Origin of the sequence: Burkholderia sp. MSMB1589WGS (genome assembly GCF_001636105.1) — a bacterium.
In the GTDB taxonomy this organism is placed as follows: domain Bacteria; phylum Pseudomonadota; class Gammaproteobacteria; order Burkholderiales; family Burkholderiaceae; genus Burkholderia; species Burkholderia humptydooensis.
In genome coordinates this window covers 152,106-170,347 of sequence record NZ_LNJT01000008.1, presented here as the reverse complement: position 1 = coordinate 170,347, position 18,242 = coordinate 152,106, and the positions used below count along the sequence as shown (strand labels likewise).

Sequence of the window (18,242 nt, the reverse complement as noted above, 5' to 3'; positions counted from 1 at the left end):
TTTATGGAAGGAATGAAAGAGGAAAGATTCTTTTGATTATAGGGGCGTGCGGAAATGAAATGGAAAGCATATTTCCTGCTAGCTTTTTTACACTGAGTCGATTGGCGATCGGCGCCGCGCGGCTTGCCGCATGCCGGCGGACGGAATCGCATCCATCGTACAAAGGAGCCACCGCATGACATATTCGAGCTATCACAGGAAGGACATCGACGGCCGCCCGCTGCATCCGGAAACGCAGATGATGTCGTACGGATTCGATCCGTTTTTGTCCGAAGGCGCAGTGAAGCCCCCGGTGTTCCTCACGTCGACGTTCGCATTCCGCTCGGCCGAGGACGGCGCCGATTTCTTCGACGTCGTGTCGGGCCGCAAGCCGCTGCCGCAAGGCGAAGCTGCGGGCCTCGTCTACAGCCGCTTCAATCATCCGAATCTCGAGATCGTCGAGGATCGCCTCGCGCTGCTCGACGGCTCCGACGCGGCCGTCGTCACGTCGAGCGGGATGTCGGCGATCAGCGCGATCTTTCTCGCGTTCCTGCGGCCGGGCGATCAACTGGTGCAATCGGTGCCGCTGTACGGCGGCACGGAAACGCTGATCGCGAAATACTTCCGCGAATGGGGCGTCGGCGCGCATCCGATCGACAACGGTCTGTCGCCGCAAGCGATCGGCGCGGCGCTCGAGGCCGCCGCGCAGCAGGGGCACGTGCGGCTCTGCTACGTCGAGACGCCGGCGAATCCGACGAACGCGCTGATCGATCTCGACGGCATGCGCCGCGAGCTCGATGCGTTCGAAGCGCGCCACGGCTATCGTCCGATTTCGGTGTGCGACAACACGCTGCTCGGGCCGATCTTCCAGAAGCCGAGCGAGCACGGCGTCGACATGTCGGTGTACTCGCTGACCAAGTACGTCGGCGGCCACAGCGATCTCGTCGGGGGCGGCGTGACGGGGCGGCGGGATCTCGTCGCGAAGGTCCGCGCGGTGCGCAGCGCGTTCGGCTCGCAGCTCGATCCGCATTCGTCGTGGATGCTGATCCGTTCGATGGAAACGGTCGTGCTGCGGATGAAGCAGGCGGCGCGCACCGCGTCGGCGGTCGCGAAGTGGCTCGCGACGAATTCGTATCAGAAGGTCGACGTGTATCACCCGGAGCTGATCGCCGACGATGCTTATCGGGCCGTGTACGAGCGGCAATGCACTGGCGCCGGCTCGACGTTCGCGTTCGTGCTGAACGGCGGCCGCGCCGAAGCGTTCCGGTTCATCAACGCATTGCATCTGTTCAAGTCCGCGGTGAGCCTTGGCGGCACCGAATCGTTGATCTGCCATCCGGCGTCGACGACGCACTCCGGCGTGCCGGAGGCGGCGCGCAAGGCGGCGGGCGTGTCGGAAGGATTGATTCGCGTGTCGATCGGGCTCGAGCACGAGGAGGATCTGATCGCCGATCTCGACAGCGCGTTTCGCCGGTCCGGCATCGCGGCGGCCGGCTGACGAAGCAGGCGGCATGCGCGGGGCGATCGGCCCGGCGCCGTCGGCGCGGCCGAGCGGGCGCCGCGCCGGGTTCGCCCGCATTCCCGAATGCGAACGGGCGGGGTTAGTCGGAAGCCGATCGATCGCAGTCGCCCGGCTCCGGTTTCCGTTCGGGTCAGCCGGAACGGGATCGGTACGTCGATAGTGCCGAGATGATCGCCTGCCTGGATTCGAAAAACGCCTTTTGCGCCTGCCTGATTTCATCGCCTGTCCGCGCGAAGCCATGCCTTTGCACGAGCGTTGCCGCGTACAGATCGATGACCCACTGAGGCGGATGAGGCGAGATATCGTTGACGAGTTTCGCGGCGATCGCTTCGGCATCTTTTGTTGAGGTATCCATAATAAAATTTTTAGCGTGTCGACGTGGTTAACCTAGGTAATTTGATGCGATTGGTCAATTCGTCGATTGAAGTTTTTGCGATGCCCGATTGAACGAATGACGGAAAACCGTCGTATTGGCTTCGATAAGGTCTTCGAAGGAAAGGGGCGATCGTCGCTTCGGCCGAAGCTTTCCGCCCCATCGTCGCTCTCATGCGCGTATCCGCAACGAAGCCTGTCAATACGTTTCGATATGTATCCGTGATTGCATTCGCCGTGTGCTCGCCTCGACAATTTCGCACGGCAGAATTCACAGGGAGAGTCGATGAAAACGATCAATCGCTTCGCCAGGCGAGCCGCGCTCGTCTGTTGCGCAGGCAGCGTATTGGCGAGCGGCGCCGCATTCGCGCAAGTCGATCTGCAAAGCCTCGGCGCATCGCTGCTCGGCAGCGGCGCGGCGCAGCAGGCGAGCGCATCCGGCGCATCCGGCATGGCACAGGTGCTGCAGTCGTACGTCGGCGCGAACCAGCAGGTGCTCGCGGGGCAGGCGAGCCTCGCATCGGCGATGGGGCTCACGGGCGCGGCCGGGCAGGCGCAGCACGCCGCGGGCCTGTTGACCGGCGGCGGCGCGAGCGCGCTGACGCCCGGCGCGCTGTCGCAGGTCGGCGGTGCGCAACAATCGGTCGCGCAGGCGCTGACGCAGGCGTTCGCGTCGGGCGGCGCGAGCGGCGCCGCATCGGGCGCGGGCGTCGACAAGGCGGCCTTCACGCGGGGCCTCGCGTCGCTCGGCGAAGGCGTCACGCAGTATTCTCAATTGCAGTCGGGGCTCGGGAATCTGGGCGCGTCGAATCCGGCTTCGCTGTTGCAATCGGGGCTTGACCCGAACAATCTGAGGGCCGCGTCGTACATCGCGCAGAACGCGCCGAGCCAGCTCCAGTCGATCGGCGGCACGCTCGGCGCCGCCGTGCAGTACGCGATGAGCCACGGGATTTCGGTGCCGTCCGTCGCATCCTCGGCGCTCAAGCTGCTGCCGTAACGCGCTTGGCCGGTGCGCGCGCCGCCGCGTTCGCTGGCGCGCGCTTTTCCTTGCGTCGAATGAGGTTATCCGCGCAATGCTATGGTGGCGTTCCGTCACCATCAGTTTGCCCCTATGCGCGACGCAGTCGATCTTTCCCGTTATTTCGCCCGCATCGGCTATCGCGGCCCCGCGGAGCCGACGCTCGATGTCCTTCGCCAACTGCAACGGCTGCATCCGCAGTCGATTCCATTCGAGAATCTCAATCCGTTCACCGGCGCGCGCGTCGCGCTCGATCTCGAATCGATCGTCGACAAGCTGGTCGAGCAGCGTCGCGGCGGTTACTGCTTCGAGCAGAACAAGCTCTTTTACGCGGTGCTCGTGCAGCTCGGCTTTCGCGTGACGCCGCTGATCGCACGCGTGCGCTGGCAGCGTCCGCCGGAACAGTCGACGCCGCAGACGCACATGCTGCTGCGGATCGATCTGGATGGCGACACATGGTTTGCCGACGTCGGCTTCGGCTCGACGACGCCGACTGCGCCGCTGCGCTGTGTCCCGAACGTCGCGCAGCCGACGCCGCACGGCACGTTTCGCGTCGTCGACGCACCTGTTGCGGGCGAGCTCGAGATCGAGTGCGAGACGCCGAACGGCTGGCATCCGCTGTATCGTTTTTCGCTGAAGCCCGTCGAGTGGATCGATTACGAGGTCGCGAACTGGTATACGTCGCGGCATCCCGATTCGTTCTTCACGCATGATTTCGTCGTGTGCCGAATCCTGCCGGATGCGCGCGCGCTGCTTTTCAACGATGCGCTGACGCTGCGAACGACGGACGGCGCGGCGCAAACGATCCGGCTGACGGATGCCGGCGCCTGGACGGCCTGCGTGCGCGAGCGTTTCGGCCTCGACTTGAGCGGATTCGACGCCGCGGCGCTTTACGCGCGGGCAGTGGCGCGCGCCGACGAAACGGCCGCCGCCGAGCGGCACGACGGCGGCGCGACGACGTGAAGTGGCATCGGTGCGCGCGTTGTCGAAGGCGGGAGCCGCGCGGCGCGAGATTCACGTGATGACGGCCGCGTGCATGCTCGATCATGCGTGCTTGCACAACGCTCGAAATCGAACGGAGGCGACCGATGAGAAGAACGATGCGACAGGTGCGCTGGGTGTCGCTCGAACACGACGGAATCGAGCATCTCGCGTTCGAGCGACACGCGCGCGGCAGCGTCGCCGAGAGCGTGGTCGTCGGGCGGAACGAGGGGCTCGCGTATGGTCTTGCCTATCGCGTCGTTTGCGACGAGCGCTGGCGGGCGAAGCACATGGTCGTCAAGATGATGGGCGGCGGCACGCTCGAGTTGCGCGGCGATGGCGAGGGCCGCTGGCGCAACGCGGCGGACGAGCCGCTCGCGGCGCTCGACGGATGCATCGACGTCGACATCGCGGCGACGCCATACACGAACACGCTGCCGATCCGCCGCCTGGGGCTTGCGCGCGACGAGCGGCGGCTGATCGACGTCGTCTATCTATCGATCCCCGATCTGACCGTCAGCCGCATGCAGCAGGCGTACCGATGCATCGAGCCGGATCGCGTCCATCGCTACGAAAGCGTGGCGAGCGGCTTCACCGCGCAACTGGAAGTCGATCGCGACGGGCTCGTGATCGATTACGAAGCGCTTTTCCGGCGTTTGTCGGGCGACGGGCGCTGATTGCATCGCGCCGGACGCAGCGACCGTGCCGGCGGCAGCGGGCGCGCATCGCTCGCTGATCTACGGCGTCGACGGGCGCGGCCGACGAACGACGCAGGCGAGCCGGCCGTATCGGCTCAGGCCGTGCGGGAGCCGGCCCACACCGCCGGCCGGCGGTGCCGCCACGGCAGGGTTTGCTCGAGCTGCCCGGCGAGACGCAGCAGCGTCGCTTCCTGCGCGAAGCCGGCGCCGAACTGCACGCCGATCGGCAGGCCAGCCGCCTCGTCGTGGAAGAGCGGCACCGACATGGCCGGCAGCCCCGCCACGTTGAAGGCCGGCGTATACGGCGAGTGGCGGAACAGGCGTTCGGTCCATTGCAGGCCGTCCATCCGTTCCGCGCCGGCGTAATAGCTGCCGAGCGCTTCCGGCGGAGCCGGCATCGTCGGCGACAGCAGCACGTCGACGCGCCGGAACCAGTCGGCCGTGCTGCGCGTCATCGCATTGCGCACCGTCAGCGCGTCTGCGAAGTCCGGCCCGGTGACCTGCTTGCCGTAGCGGTATGCGGCGAGCGTAGCGGGCTCCAGCGTGCTGCCGTCAACCGGCCTGCCGGTCGCGGCGGCGACGCCGTCGATCCAGCCCACGAGCGTGGCGCACCATATCCGCGCGTTGGCGTGCACGAACGCTTCCCATGACACGCCGAGTTCGGGCGTCATCGGTTCGATAGCGTGGCCCAGCTTTTCCAGATGACCGGCCGTATCCGACGCCGCCTGCGTCATCGCCGGCGCGGCGCGCGCGCCGTTGAACGGTTGCAGCATCAGACCGATGCGCAGCCGTCCCGGATCGCGGCCTACCTCGGACAGGAACGCGCGGGCCGGCGCGCTCGTGTGATACGGCTCGCCTGCCGCCGTGCCGTGCATCGCGTCGAGCAGCGCGGCGCTGTCGCGCACCGTGCGGCTCAAGCCGCCTTGCACGCCAAGCCCGGCGAAGACTTCGTCGAGCCCCGGCCCGTTGGAAACCCGGCCGCGCGTCGGTTTCAGCCCGAAGAGGCCGGTGAAGGCCGCCGGCACCCGGATCGATCCGGCCGCGTCGGTCGCGTGGGCGAGCGGCACGATGCCGGCGGCGACGGCGGCTGCCGCTCCGCCGCTGGAGCCGCCCGCGCTGAAGGCGGGGTTCCACGGATTGCGCGTGGCGCCTTGTTGCACCGATTCGGTCGCGGTGCTGAACGCCATCTCCGGCGTGGCGGTGCGGCCGAGCGTCACGAGGCCGGCCGCCCGCAGGCGTTGCATCAGCATCGAATCCGACGGCGACACGAGTCCTGCCGCCAACCGCGAACCGAGCTCCATCCGCTTGCCCGCCATCGGCAGCGCCAGATCCTTGATCAGGAACGGCACGCCCGCGAGCGGACCGCTGCCGGGGGCGGCCGTGGGCCCTGCGGTGTCGGCGGGCCAGTGCTCGACCACCGCATTGACGGCGGGATTGACCGCTTCGATCGCTTCGCCGGCCGTGCGAGCCAGCTCGGCCGCGCCGACGTCGCCGCGCGCGAGCAGCCGGGCCAGTCCGACGGCATCGTAATCGACGTATTCGCTCAGTTTCATGATGGGTTCCTCAGTGTCCATGTCCGGATGTCGCTCGTGAAAGCACGAGGCCATGTTACGGGCGGGAGCCGGAGCCGATTAGCCGGCGAAGATGGGCTTGATTGGCCCATCAATGGGACAATGGCGTCAGTCCATCCACGCGGAGCCCGATATGGCGGCTGACCTGAACGACACCCTGATCTTCGTGCGCGTCGTGCAGACCGGCAGCTTCACCGCGGCGGCGCGGCTGCTGCGCATGCCGAAGACGACGGTGAGCCGGCGCGTGATGACGCTCGAGGCGCAACTGGGCGTGCAGCTTCTTCACCGGACGACTCGCCGCCTCGGGCTGACCGAGGCGGGCGGCCTGTACTACGCGCACTGCCGGAACATGGCCGCGCAACTGGACGAAGCGCACGCCGCGGTGAGCCAGTTGCAGAGCGGCCCGCGCGGCTGGCTGCGGGTGACACTGCCTTATTCGTTCGGCGCCACGTGGATCGCGCCGCTGCTGGCCGGTTTTCGCCGCGCGTATCCGGACGTGCGGCTGGAAATCCTCGCGTCGCACGTGCCGCTCGATCTGGTCGCGGACGAAATCGACATCGCGCTGCGCCTGGGCGTGCTTCCCGACTCGGATCTGGTCGCGCGGCGGCTGGGCAGCTTCGCAACCGGCGTCTATGCGAGTCCGTCGTACCTGAAGCGACATGGCGCCCCCGAGCATCCCGGCGAGCTCAGGGCGCACCGCGCGCTGACGTTGCATCAGGCGCGCCGCGCGGCCGGCTATGCATGGCCGCTGCGCAAGCCGGGCGGACGTGCGCGGTATTTCGCGCTGGACCCGGTGATCGTCGCGAGCGATCCGGCGTTGATTCACGATGCGCTGTGCGCGGGCGAAGGGCTGTCGCTCGCGATGCATCACAGCATGGCGAGCGACGTCGAGGGCGGCCGGCTGCGGCGGGTATTGCGCGACTGGAGCGGACCGGCGCAAGACTTCAATGCGCTGTTTCCGCGTGGGCGGGTGGCGTTACCGAAGGTTCGGGCGTTCGTCGACTATCTGCGCGATCGGCTGGTGTTGCACGGTGCGCAATCGCTCGAATAGGGGCAAGCGAGAAGGGCGCTGATGCGCGCGTGCGTCGAGCCGGGTCCGTATCGTTGCGAAAACGTCGGGGGCGACCGTGCCGGCCGCCGCACGTCACGTCGGCGACGGCGAGCAGATCCCGCGCGAGCACGGGCAGCTTGTAGTCGGCGCGCCGCGTCGGCGCGTCCGATGCGCCCGCGCCGCGCACGTCGCCCGAGCGGACCGTCAGCGTGTCGCGGACGGTCGCCATCGCTCGTTCGCTTACGCGTGCTGATGCGCGGGCGACGAATGCAGCGGCACGCGGCGCGGCGCGGCCTGGTCGGCGTAGCGCTCGTTCGCGGCGTCGATGTTCGCGAGCAGCGCGTCGAGGCCCTGCAGATACACGCGATTGTCGTGGTCCCACGGATGGAAGCCCGGCCGGAAATAGTCGAGCCATTCGCGCGCGATGCTCGGGAACACGCCGTTCCTCGGACTATACAGATACTTGACGAGCCGCCACATTCCCTTCAGCTTGCCGTGGCGCATCCGGTGCGCGAACATCAGGCGCACGTGGAAATCGAACACGACGGTCCAGAAGATCAGCGTCGTCGCGAGCATCGTGCCGGTGCGCAGCAGATACGTCTTCACGCCCGGCCTCATCACGGTGTTCCACACGTCGAACGAGACCGCCTTGTGCTCGGTCTCTTCCATCGCATGCCACAGCCACATCTGCCTGTAGCCCTCGACCGAGCCGTCGATCCGGTGCTCGTGGCCCGACAGCAACTGGTTCGCGAGGATCGCCGTGTAATGCTCGAGCGCGATCGTGATCGCGAGCTGCATCGAATTCGGCAGCACCTTCTTGCCCCAGCCGAGCAGCGCCCACAGGCGCTTGTCGAGCTTGTGCGCGGGCAGGCCCGCCGATTGCAGCAGGTCGTTGTACTCGATGTGCTCGCGCGTGTGCATCGCTTCCTGGCCGATGAAGCCCGCGACCTGCTTCTTCAGCTCGGGATCGTGGATCTCGTCGCGGTAGTTGCGCACGGAATCCATGAAGAAGCGCTCGCCCGCCGGGAACAGCAGCGACAGCGCGTTCATGAAGTGCGTGACGGGCGCGCCCTGGACGTGCCAGTCGTACACGCGATCGGGCGGCAGCGCGAAGCGGATGTCGCGCCGCACGGGCATCATATGCGGTGTCGTCATGATTGCTCTCCTCCCGGGTTGCCGGCGTTGTGGTACGTCGCGTGCGCGGGCGTCGCCGGCGCGGGTGCCGCGTGGCCCGCGTGACGGCGCCCGCGGGCGCGCTGCAGCTTCGTCGCTAGCACGACGAGCCGCTGGTATGCGGCGGGCAGCGTGCGCGCGAGCCAGTCGGCGCCGCGCGCGTCGCGGCCGATCAGCACGCGGCGCTTGTTCTTGCGCACGCCGTGCAGGATCACGCGCGCCGCTTCGTCTGCCGTCGTGATGAAGAACTTCTCGAAATCCGCCTTGCCCTGCTGCTCGCTCTCGACCATGAAGCCGACCATGTTCTGCGCGAGCCGAGCCGATTGCGCGATGTTCGTGCGGATGCCGCCCGGATGCACGCAGGTCGCCGAGACGCCGCACTTCATCATGTCGAGCTCCTGGCGCAGCGACTCGGTGAAGCCGCGCACCGCGTACTTCGTCGCGTTGTAGCCGCTCATGCCAGGCTGCGCGAAGATCCCGAAGATGCTCGACGTGTTGACGATGTGCCCGTCGCCCGACGCCTTCAGGTACGGCAGGAACGCCTTCGTCCCGTGCACGACGCCCCAGAAGTTGATGTTCACGATCCATTCCAGATCGCTGTATTCCATGCCGTCGATCGTGCTCGACAGCGCGACGCCCGCGTTGTTGAACACGAGGTTCACGCGGCCGTGCGCGGCGGCCGTCTCGTCGGCCCATGCGTGCATTGCGGCGCGATCGCCGACGTCGAGCACGCAGGTCGTCACGCGCACCGACGGCGCGAGCGCGCGGACGATCCGCTCGGTCTCGGCGAGGCCGACGGCGTTCTTGTCCGCGAGCGCGACGTGGCAATGCTGTTGCGCGAGCTGCACCGCGAGCGAGCGGCCCATGCCCGAGCCGGCGCCCGTGATCGCGGCGACTTTGTTGGAAAAGGATTTCATTGTCGTAGGCTCGTGTGGGTTCGGGGCTCAGGCGGTCGTTTCGGCGGCCGTCGTCGCGGCGGCGGCTCCGGGCAGCGCCGGCACCGGCTGCGCGTTCTGGCGCGGGTTCGCGTAGTACGAGTGATAGTCGGCCATCGAGAAGAACGCGGTTTCCTGCCGGAAGCGCCACGTGAAGGTCGGCCACAGCGTCGTGTTCTTGCCGGTGCGCGGATCGAGATACCAACTGCTGCAGCCGCCCGTCGACCAGACCGTGCCCTTCAGCTTGTTCTGGATGCGGTTGTTGTATTCGAGCTCGACGAGCGGGCGCACTTCGATCGCCTCGGCGCGCTCGGTGCGCATCGCCTTCAGCGCGCCGAGCACGTATTCGATCTGCGATTCGATCATGTACACCATCGAGTTGTGGCCGAGGCCCGTGTTCGGGCCCATCAGGGTGAACCAGTTCGGATAGCCGGGCACCGTCGTGCCGAGGTACGCGTGCGCGCCGTCGCGCCAGGCGTCGACGATGTCGACGCCGCCCCGGCCGACGATCGTGCCGCGCGGGAACGGGTTGTTGATCTGAAAGCCCGTGCCGTAGATCAGGCAGTCGACTTCATGGCGCTTGCCGTCCGTCGTGACGACGGCGTCTTCCTCGATCCGCTCGATGCCCGTCGTGATCACGTCGACGTTCTTGCGCGTGAGCGCCGGGTAGTAGTCGTTCGACATCAGGATCCGCTTGCAGCCGATCGTGTAGTCGGGCGTCACCGCGGCGCGCAGCTCGGGCTCGGAGATCTGCCTGTCGATGTGGCGCAGCGCGAGCTTCTGCACGAGCTTCATCGTCGACGGATGCACGGCGAAGCCGAGCACGCGCGATTCGAGCATCCAGTAGAGGCCCGTGCGCAGCAGCTTCTGCGTGAACGGCAGGTTGCGGAACAGCCACTGCTCGACGCCGTTCACGGGGCGGTCCGGCTTCGCCATGATCCACGGCGGCGTGCGCTGGAAGAGCGCGAGATTCGCGACGCGCGGCGCTATCTGCGGGACGAACTGGATCGCGCTCGCGCCCGTGCCGATCACGGCGACGCGCTTGCCTTCGAGCGGATAGTCGTGCTTCCAGTGCTGCGAGTGGAACGCTTCGCCCTTGAACGTCTCGATGCCGGGAATGTTCGGGTACGCGGCGCGCGACAGGCCGCCCATGCCCGACACGAGCACGCGTGCGCACACGCGCTTGCCGTTCGCGAAGGTCAGGCGCCAGCGGTGCGCGGTCTCGTCGTAGGTCGCGTTGACGAGTTCGTGACCGAAGCGCAGGTGCGAGCCGACGTTGAAGCGCTGCACGCAGTCTTCCATGTACGCGCGGATTTCCGGCTGCGGCGCGAACATGCGCGTCCAGCGCGGATTCGGCGCGAACGAGAACGAATAGACGTGCGACTGGACATCGCACGCGCAACCGGGGTAGTGGTTGTCGCGCCAGGTGCCGCCGACCGAGCTGGCCTTTTCGAACACCGCGAAGTCCTGGTTGCCGGTTTGCCGGAGGCGAATCGCCATGCCGAGCCCGGAAAAGCCGGTGCCGATGATGGCGATATCGAGGGTTTCTTCGTGGTTTGTGCTGTCGAGCGGACCGAAGGACATATTGCGCGCGTTCATCCAGGCGTCTCCATTTTGGCTCATTTTTTACTGTTACATTGATTGATGTAACAATAGTTCGTGAAAACCAAAACCGCAAGCCGGGTAGACATAGCCCTCTAAGCGCGGGATTCAACGGATGTCGAGCCCGCGGGACGGGGCGGCAGGGAGCAAAACGCGGTGGAAGTCGGAATCGGGATGCTGCGTCGCAAAATTCGCTGCCATCCTCAACGGATTGAGGTGGCGGCGTGAATTCGATCATTTCGATTTGCGCCGCAGCACGCCGAACGCAATGGTCAATTGCGCGATCGCATAAAAGAACCAGATGAAATAATCGACGCCGGCGAATGCGCCGAGAAAACGATCGATGCCGATCAGCGCGTCGGACGCGACGAACACGAGCGCGCCGGCCGCGACCTGTGGCCCCGGCGTGCGCGCGCAGAGTGCGAAGCTCGCCATCGCGCCGAGCACGGCGACATAGACGGCGACGGGCGCGGCGAGCGCGGCGAGATGGGGAAAGAACGCGGCGTAGAGCGCGGGGGCGGCGATCCACAGCGCGACGAGCGCGACCGCGCGCGGCCCGCGCGGCGCGGCGCGCCACGGCGCGAACAGCGCGCAATAGGCGAGATGGGCGAGCAGGAACGCGCCGAGGCCGGCGACGAACGACGGCGGCCAGGAGGCAAGCGCGAGGAGCACGTCGCCGAGCACCGACGCGGCGAGCGCCGCGCCGAGCCACGCGCGCTCGCGCGCGGCCGGATGCCGCAGCGCCGCGACGAACAGCAGGACGCCGAGCGCCGCCTTGGCGGCCGGCTGGCCGGGATAGGGCGCGTGGCCGAGCGACAGTCCGTACAGCAGCGCGGCGAGCGCGGCCGCGAGCCAGAGACCGCGCACGCGCGGGGGCAGATGGGACAACATGGGCGGGCGTCTCCTCGCACGCGGCGCGTGATCGGGCGCGGGCGGCGTCGCGGGCGACGCACGGCATCCGCGCGGCCGGTCATTATCGGCAAGAAGGCGTTATCGGGGACAGACAAATCCCTCTAATCGGGCCGCGGGCGATGCGCCGCGCCTACTTTGCCGCGAGCGCGGCGGCGGCGTTCCGGTCGGCCCAGACGTTGTCGGCGACGCTCAGCTTCTGCGGGATCAGCTTCGCCGCGTGAAACGCGTCGGCGACGCCCTGTTGCGACGCGACGATCTTCTCGTCGAGCGGCGTCGTGCCGTACGGCACGCGCCTGACCCAGGTCTCGACGAGCGCGCGGTCGAGACCGACCTTCGGCGCGATCAGCGCGGCGGTTTCGGTGGGATGCGCGTTGACCCACAGGCCGGTCTCGCGCAACTGCTGCAACACCGCGCCGACGACGTCCGGATGGCGGGTCGCGAAATCGCGCGTCGCTTCATAGAAGTTGTGTGCGGCGGGCAGGCCGGCATAGTCGGCGAGCGTGCGCGCCTTCAGCGCCTGCTGCGCGGCCGCGTAGTACGGGTCCCAGACCGCCCACGCGTCCACGGTGCCGCTCTCGAACGCGGCGCGCGCGTCGGCGGGCGGCAGGTAGATCGGGCGGATCTCGTCGTAGCGCACGCCGGCCTTGCGCAGCGCCTCGAGCAGCAGATAGTTCGCGCTCGAGCCTTTCTGCAGCGCGACTTTCTTGCCCCGCAGATCGGCGACGGTCTTGAGCGGCGAATCGGCTTTCACGATGATCGCCTCGTTGTGCGGTGATGGCGGCTCCGCGCCGACGTAGACGAAGCGCACGCCGCTCGCCTGCGCGAACACCGCGGGCGGCGCGCCCGTGTAGCCGACGTCGATGCTGTTCGCGTTCAGCGCTTCGAGCAGTTGCGGGCCGGCCGGGAACTCGAACCATTTGACGGTGTAGCCGAGCGGCTTCACGCGCGCCTCGAGCGCGCCCTGCGCCTTGACGACGGCGAGCAGCCCCGCCTTCTGATAGCCGACGCGCAGCACCTTGCCGCCCGCGTCATCCTGCGCGAACGCGGCGGCGGCGACGAGCGACGACGCGAGCGCGGCGGCTACGGTTCGGGGAATCCAGCGGGCAAGGCGAATCATCGGCAATCTCCACGACGTTGAGCGAAGCGGGCGGCGCGCATGCCGCCCGAGTCGGGAAATCGTCGCACGGGCAGGCGCCCCCGCGAACCAAGCATTGCCGATATCAATATGACGCGCGTGCGCCTAACGTTTCTTCGGCGCGTCCTTCGCCGCGGTTCGTTCGAGCTCGGGTTCGTCGTCGCGCGCGGCCTGCGAGCTCAGCTTCTTGTCGAGGATCGTCGCGACGCGCCCGCCCAGGTACGCGCTCGACGCCGCTTCGAGCGCCCGGTTCATCTCGCCTTCGACGAATACGGACGACAGCGGGCGCAGCCGCCAGATCGCATCGACGAGCGCCGGCACGTCGGTCGGCGGCGGCAGCGAGCCTTCGTCGTAGCGATCGAGGCGGCGCACGACGAGCTCGACGAGCACGCGTGCGATCGCATCGAAATACGGCCGCGTGATGCCGATCGCGTCGAGCAGCTCGCGCGCTGGAATGCCCTCGCGGACCATCGCGGCCGCGGCTTCGATGAGCGCCGGGCTTTTCGCGACGAACGACACGCCGCGCCGCTCGAGCAGGCCGAGCTCCGCGACGCGCCCGAGCGACGCGGGCGTCTGCGGGCCGAACATCTGGATGAGCTGCGCGAGCGAGAAGGTTTGCGGGCGCTCGTTCGACCAGCGGCCGCCGATCGCGTTTTCGAGCCCGAGGATCGAGCGCAGGTCGTGGCCGTCGTCGATCGCCTTGATCAGATCCTGAATGTTCGACAGCGTGTAGCCGCGTGCGAGCAGGTGGTTGATGACCTTCAGGCGGGCGACGTGCGTGTCGTCGTAGATGCCGACGCGGCCGCGCTTGCGCGGCGGCGCGAGCAGGCCGCGATCCTGGTATGCGCGTACGTTGCGCACCGTCGTGTCCGACACGCGCGCGAGCTCGTCGACCGTATATTCGTTCAACGTCGATGCGTCCGGGGCGGCGTCGGCGGGAGTAGTTGAGTTCGATTTCGGCATGCGACGATTTTAGCGCGACCGCGCGCTTCAGTGCGAGGCGTCGGTGTCCGAGGGGGGCTTCTGCGCGCCGTGTCCGAGCCCACGCTGCATCAGCGCGGTGTCGATCCAGCGGCCGTGCTTGAAGCCCACGCCGCGCAGCGTGCCGACGGGCTCGAAGCCAAGCGCGCGATGCAACGACGTCGAGCCGCCGCGCCCGCCGTCCGCGATCACCGCGATCATCTGTCGCCACGGCCCCGCCTCGCAGCGCGCGATCAGCGCGCCGAGCAGCACGCGGCCGATGCCGCGCCCTCGGCATGCGTCGTTCACGTAGATCGAATCCTCAAGCGCATAGCGGTACGCGCTGCGCGGCCGGTACGGCGTCGCATACGCGTAGCCCGCGACGACGCCGTCCAGCTCGGCGACGAGATACGGCAGGCCGTGCCGCAGCACCGCTTCGCGCCGCGCGCGCAGATCGGCGACGGACGGCGGCGTCTCCTCGAACGACGCGACGCCCGTCAGCACGTGATGCGCATAGATCGCCTGGATCGCTTCGAGATCGTCTTCGGTGGCGTCGCGGACGATGGCGGAGCAATGGGCGGTGGCGTCGGTGGTTTTCATCGCAAAAACAGGGCGGGAATGGTGAAATCGCTACTATGCGCGCATTCGAAAATGTCCGCAAAGCGCGAAGCCTGCCGTCGAGAAATGAACAATCAAAAACACGATGGACAAACAATATGCCGGGCCGGCCGAATCTCGAAAGAAAGCCGACGCGCGACGCGAAGCAGGCGCGCGACGGCGTCGCAACCGACCGGGTTGCGATGGATGCGGCGTCAGACAATTCGGTGCAACTCGATCAGCCACTTGCGTCGCAACCTCGATTGCAGGACGCGATCGATAAGGCGCGGTCGAAGGCGGCGGCGTCCGCTTCCGGGCCTGCCCCGGCGTGCGCATGGCCAAGCGGGGCGCGGAAGTGATCGATCGGATCACGCGCGCGCGGCAGCCCCGATCAGCCGCGTTTCCTGAGCGGCGCGTCTTTGACGAACCACGCGAGCGCGAATGCGATCGCGATCACCGCCGCCGCGCACAGGTACACCGTGTGCAGCGAACTCGCGAACGCGTGCAGATACGCGTCGCGCACCGCGTCCGGCAACTGGCGCACGGCCGCGGGCCCGAGCGACGGCGGCAGCTCCGTGTCGGGCGGCAGCGCCGCGTCGAGCCGCGCATGCAGCCCGTTCGAGAACAGCGCGCCGAACGCGGCGACGCCGAGCGAGCCGCCGATCGAGCGAAAGAGGGTCGCGCCGGACGTCGCGACGCCGAGATGCCGGAATTCGACGGTGTTCTGCACCGCGAGCACGATGACGGGCATCACCATGCCGAGCCCGCCGCCGAGGAGCGCCATGTACAGGTACATCGCGCGCAGCGGCGTGTCGAGCGACAGTGTCGCGAGGAGCAGCATCGCCGCGGCGGCGATGAAGGTGCCCGCGATCGGAAAGAAGCGGTACTTGCCGAGCTTCGTGATGAGGCGGCCGCTGCCGATCGACGTCGCGAGCAAGCCGCCCATCATCGGCAGCACCTGCATGCCGGCTTCCGACGGCGTCGAGCCCTTGACGACCTGCAGATAGAGCGGCAGGAACGTGACCGAGCCGAACAGCGCGAGCCCGACGACGAAGCCGATCAGGCCGCACAGCACGAAGGTCCGGTGGCGGAACAGCTCGAGCGGCATGATCGGCTCGGCGGCGAGGCGTTCCTCGTAGACGAAGCCGGCGGTCGCGACGAGGCCGAGCGCGAGCGTGAACCACAACTGCGGCGACGACCACGGCAGGATCGTGCCGCCCTGGCTCGTGAACAGCACGACGCAGGTGAGCGCCGTGGCGAGGAACGCGGCGCCCGCATAGTCGATCCGGCGCCGCACGTGTGCGGTGTGCGGCTTGAACGCCCCGCCGATCACCACGAACGCGAGCGCGCCGAGCGGCAGGTTGATGTAGAAGATCCAGCGCCACGACAGATGCTGGACGAGAAACCCGCCGAGGAGCGGCCCGATCACCGTCGCGATTCCGTACACGCCGCCGAACAGCCCTTGATAGCGGCCGCGCTCGTCGGGCGGAATCAGGTCGGCGATCGCCGCCATCGTGACGACCATCAGCCCGCCGCCGCCGAGCCCCTGCAGCGCGCGCAGCACGATCAGTTGCGTCATGTCCTGCGCGAGCCCGCACAGCGCCGAGCCGACGACGAACAGCACGATCGCCGCCTGCAGCACGGTCTTGCGCCCGTACAGGTCGCCGAGCTTGCCGTACAGCGGCAGCACGACGGTCGACGACAGCAGGTACGCGGTGACGACCCAGGACAGCTTCTCGAGGCCGCCCAGGTCGCCGACGATGGTCGGCAGCGCGGTCGACACGATCGTCTGGTCGAGCGCGGACAACAGCAGCACGAGCAGCAGCGCGGCGATCGTGAGCCGCACGGACGCGGCCGGTCGGCCGGCATCGGCGTGGACGGGCGGCGCGGAGGAGTCGGTGGACATGGGGAGCCGTTTGGTCGTATGGAAGCAGACGGAATGTAGAAACATCTGATTGACTAGTCAATCTCTGCTTCGTCACAAGGGTTTCCATTGATTACCGGCCGGCGACGGCCGCATCCGGCCGCCCGGCCCCGCGGCATGTCGTCGCATCGCTTGAGGCGTCTCAAGTTTTCGAAAGCCGGGCCGTAATACCGGCGACTGTCCCCCAAACCGGCGGCTACCACTTGCGATTCTTCCTGGTCATGAATGCCTTTTTCTCCCGCTTTTCGATTCGCACCCGGATCTTCTCGACGCTCGGTCTCGTCGCCGCGCTGTTGACGATCACGGGCGTGATCGGCTTCTTCAGCATGCAGAACTCGAACGCCGCGCTCGGCGACGCGTACACGCGGCAGCTCGCGGCGAAGACGGCGCTCGCGTCGGCGAGCCTCAATCTCGCGATCACGCGCACGACGCTCGATCGCGTGATCCTGCATCCGGAGGTGCCCGACGCCGCGAACACGCTCGCGAAGGCGGAGCAGTATCTGGCCGCGTCGGACCGCGGCTGGCGCGACTATGACGCGCTGCCGCGCAGCGACGACGAAAAGACGCTCGCCGCGCAGGCGAACGCGGCGCGCCGCGCGCTCGTCGACGAGGCGCTCAAGCCGTTGATCGACGCGCTGAAGGCCGGCCGGCACGACGAAGCCGACCGCCTGATGATGACGGTCGCGCCGCCGCTGTCGGTTGCGTGGACGAAGGCGACGGCCGCGCTCGACGACGCGCGCGCCGCGTACGGCAAGGCCGCGTACGACGACGCCGAGCAAATGTACGGCTGGCTGCGGCTCATGCTCGGCGGGCTGATCGCGTTCGGCCTCGCCGGGTGCCTTGGCTGCGCGATCGGCCTGCACTTCGCGATCACGCAGCCGCTCGTGCGGATCCTCGGGCACCTGCGCCGCCTGTCGGAGGGCGATCTGACGGGCGAGCTGCGCTGGACGTCGCACGACGAAATGGCCGAGCTCGTCAAGGGCCTCACGACGATGCAGCGCAGCCTGTCGGACACCGTGCGCAAGGTGACGAACGGCTCCGAATCGATCGCCACCGCGACGCGCCAGATCGCGGCCGGCAACACCGATCTGTCGCAGCGCACCGAGGAGCAGGCGGCCGCGCTGCAGCAGACGGCGGCGAGCATGGAGCAATTGACCGCGACGGTGAAGCAGAACGCGGACAACGCGCGCGAAGCGCAGAACTGCGCGGACAGCGCGACCGACATCGCGACGAAGGGCGCGACGGTCGTCGGCGAGGTGGTCGGCACGATGGCCGAGATCGACCAGAGCTCGCAGAAGGTGGCCGACATCATCGGCACGATCGAAGGGATCGCGTTCCAGACCAACATCCTCGCGCTGAACGCGGCCGTCGAGGCCGCGCGCGCGGGTGAGCAGGGCCGCGGCTTCGCGGTCGTCGCGGGCGAGGTGCGCACGCTCGCGCAGCGCTCCGCGTCGGCGGCCAAGGAGATCAAGGCGCTGATCGGCGAATCGGTCGAGCGGGTCGCGACGGGCTCGCGTCTCGTCGGCTCGGCGGGCGACACGATGCAGGAGATCCAGCGCGCGATCGCGCGCGTGACCGGCATCATGACCGAGATCTCGGCCGCGTCGAACGAGCAGCGCGACGGCATCGAGCAGGTCAACCGCGCCGTCTCGCAGATGGATCAGGTGTCGCAGCAGAACGCGGCGCTCGTCGAGCAGGCCGCCGCCGCCGCCGCGTCGCTCGAGGAGCAGGCGGACGGGCTGCGGCACACGGTCGGCGCGTTCCGCGTCGTCTGACGGGCGCGTTGCCCGATCGCTTCGTGCGGCGGGTCCG

The 18,242-nt window shown here is 68.0% G+C and carries 17 protein-coding genes and 1 pseudogene; 6 read left to right on the top strand and 12 right to left on the bottom strand.

Translation table 11 applies throughout. The features are described from left to right. Window position 1: 1 nt before the first annotated feature. Window positions 2-196, bottom strand: coding sequence for a hypothetical protein (locus tag WT16_RS35660; RefSeq protein ID WP_082743564.1), 195 nt, complete (start codon window positions 194-196; stop codon window positions 2-4). On the opposite strand from WT16_RS35660, the gene WT16_RS18775 reads away from it, so the two are divergent. Continuing rightward, complete coding sequence (locus WT16_RS18775; RefSeq protein ID WP_006027409.1) at window positions 176-1,477, top strand: cystathionine gamma-synthase family protein; 1,302 nt, start codon at window positions 176-178, stop codon at window positions 1,475-1,477. The genes WT16_RS35660 and WT16_RS18775 overlap by 21 nt on opposite strands. A 154-nt stretch (window positions 1,478-1,631) precedes the next feature. Here WT16_RS18775 and WT16_RS18770 read toward each other — a convergent pair whose 3' ends face one another. Next, window positions 1,632-1,856 (bottom strand): hypothetical protein, encoded by a 225-nt coding sequence (locus WT16_RS18770; protein WP_009914845.1) that lies wholly within the window; start codon window positions 1,854-1,856, stop codon window positions 1,632-1,634. 303 nt (window positions 1,857-2,159) lie between these two features. Between WT16_RS18770 and WT16_RS18765 the strand changes: the two genes are divergently transcribed. The 3 genes from WT16_RS18765 (at window position 2,160) to WT16_RS18755 (ending at window position 4,549) form a co-directional block, all read left to right on the top strand. Continuing rightward, window positions 2,160-2,870: a hypothetical protein gene (locus tag WT16_RS18765; RefSeq protein WP_015603511.1), complete on the top strand. Its 711-nt coding sequence runs from the start codon at window positions 2,160-2,162 to the stop codon at window positions 2,868-2,870. A gap of 114 nt (window positions 2,871-2,984) precedes the next feature. Next, a complete protein-coding gene (locus WT16_RS18760; protein WP_015603046.1) occupies window positions 2,985-3,854 on the top strand; it encodes an arylamine N-acetyltransferase in 870 nt (289 codons plus the stop codon). A gap of 137 nt (window positions 3,855-3,991) precedes the next feature. Then, a complete protein-coding gene (locus WT16_RS18755; protein WP_015602577.1) occupies window positions 3,992-4,549 on the top strand; it encodes a putative glycolipid-binding domain-containing protein in 558 nt (185 codons plus the stop codon). Between the two features lie 116 nt (window positions 4,550-4,665). On the opposite strand, the gene WT16_RS18750 is transcribed toward WT16_RS18755, so the two are convergent. Further along, window positions 4,666-6,123, bottom strand: a complete 1,458-nt coding sequence (locus tag WT16_RS18750) for an amidase (RefSeq protein WP_015603085.1) — start codon at window positions 6,121-6,123, stop codon at window positions 4,666-4,668. Between the two features lie 151 nt (window positions 6,124-6,274). Here WT16_RS18750 and WT16_RS18745 point away from each other — a divergent pair, with 151 nt between their 5' ends. Then, window positions 6,275-7,192: a LysR family transcriptional regulator gene (locus WT16_RS18745; RefSeq protein WP_015602724.1), complete on the top strand. Its 918-nt coding sequence runs from the start codon at window positions 6,275-6,277 to the stop codon at window positions 7,190-7,192. A 1-nt stretch (window position 7,193) separates the two neighbouring features. Here the strand turns inward: WT16_RS18745 and WT16_RS35655 are convergent. The 9 genes and pseudogenes from WT16_RS35655 to WT16_RS18700 all read right to left on the bottom strand — a co-directional run. Then, a pseudogene (locus tag WT16_RS35655) lies at window positions 7,194-7,421 on the bottom strand (alpha/beta hydrolase); the annotation flags it as partial. An 11-nt stretch (window positions 7,422-7,432) separates the two neighbouring features. Beyond that, window positions 7,433-8,347, bottom strand: coding sequence for a metal-dependent hydrolase (locus WT16_RS18740; RefSeq protein ID WP_009914849.1), 915 nt, complete (start codon window positions 8,345-8,347; stop codon window positions 7,433-7,435). Next, a complete protein-coding gene (locus WT16_RS18735; RefSeq protein WP_063533946.1) occupies window positions 8,344-9,282 on the bottom strand; it encodes an SDR family NAD(P)-dependent oxidoreductase in 939 nt (312 codons plus the stop codon). The genes WT16_RS18740 and WT16_RS18735 overlap by 4 nt, the downstream gene beginning before the upstream one ends. A 27-nt stretch (window positions 9,283-9,309) precedes the next feature. After that, window positions 9,310-10,899: an NAD(P)/FAD-dependent oxidoreductase gene (locus WT16_RS18730; protein ID WP_063533945.1), complete on the bottom strand. Its 1,590-nt coding sequence runs from the start codon at window positions 10,897-10,899 to the stop codon at window positions 9,310-9,312. A 237-nt stretch (window positions 10,900-11,136) separates the two neighbouring features. Then, complete coding sequence (locus WT16_RS18725) at window positions 11,137-11,793, bottom strand: lysoplasmalogenase (RefSeq protein WP_059930010.1); 657 nt, start codon at window positions 11,791-11,793, stop codon at window positions 11,137-11,139. 151 nt (window positions 11,794-11,944) lie between these two features. Further along, complete coding sequence (locus WT16_RS18720) at window positions 11,945-12,931, bottom strand: sulfonate ABC transporter substrate-binding protein (protein ID WP_059930008.1); 987 nt, start codon at window positions 12,929-12,931, stop codon at window positions 11,945-11,947. Window positions 12,932-13,054: 123 nt separating this feature from the next. After that, the gene (locus WT16_RS18715) at window positions 13,055-13,912 is read right to left on the bottom strand and encodes a MerR family transcriptional regulator (RefSeq protein WP_006027398.1); all 858 of its coding nucleotides are present in this window, start codon (window positions 13,910-13,912) and stop codon (window positions 13,055-13,057) included. 27 nt (window positions 13,913-13,939) lie between these two features. Continuing rightward, the gene (locus tag WT16_RS18710) at window positions 13,940-14,509 is read right to left on the bottom strand and encodes a GNAT family N-acetyltransferase (RefSeq protein ID WP_063533944.1); all 570 of its coding nucleotides are present in this window, start codon (window positions 14,507-14,509) and stop codon (window positions 13,940-13,942) included. 388 nt (window positions 14,510-14,897) lie between these two features. Beyond that, the gene (locus WT16_RS18700; RefSeq protein WP_063533942.1) at window positions 14,898-16,412 is read right to left on the bottom strand and encodes an MDR family MFS transporter; all 1,515 of its coding nucleotides are present in this window, start codon (window positions 16,410-16,412) and stop codon (window positions 14,898-14,900) included. 239 nt (window positions 16,413-16,651) lie between these two features. On the opposite strand from WT16_RS18700, the gene WT16_RS18695 reads away from it, so the two are divergent. Further along, the gene (locus WT16_RS18695; RefSeq protein WP_082874925.1) at window positions 16,652-18,205 is read left to right on the top strand and encodes a methyl-accepting chemotaxis protein; all 1,554 of its coding nucleotides are present in this window, start codon (window positions 16,652-16,654) and stop codon (window positions 18,203-18,205) included. Window positions 18,206-18,242: the final 37 nt, after the last annotated feature.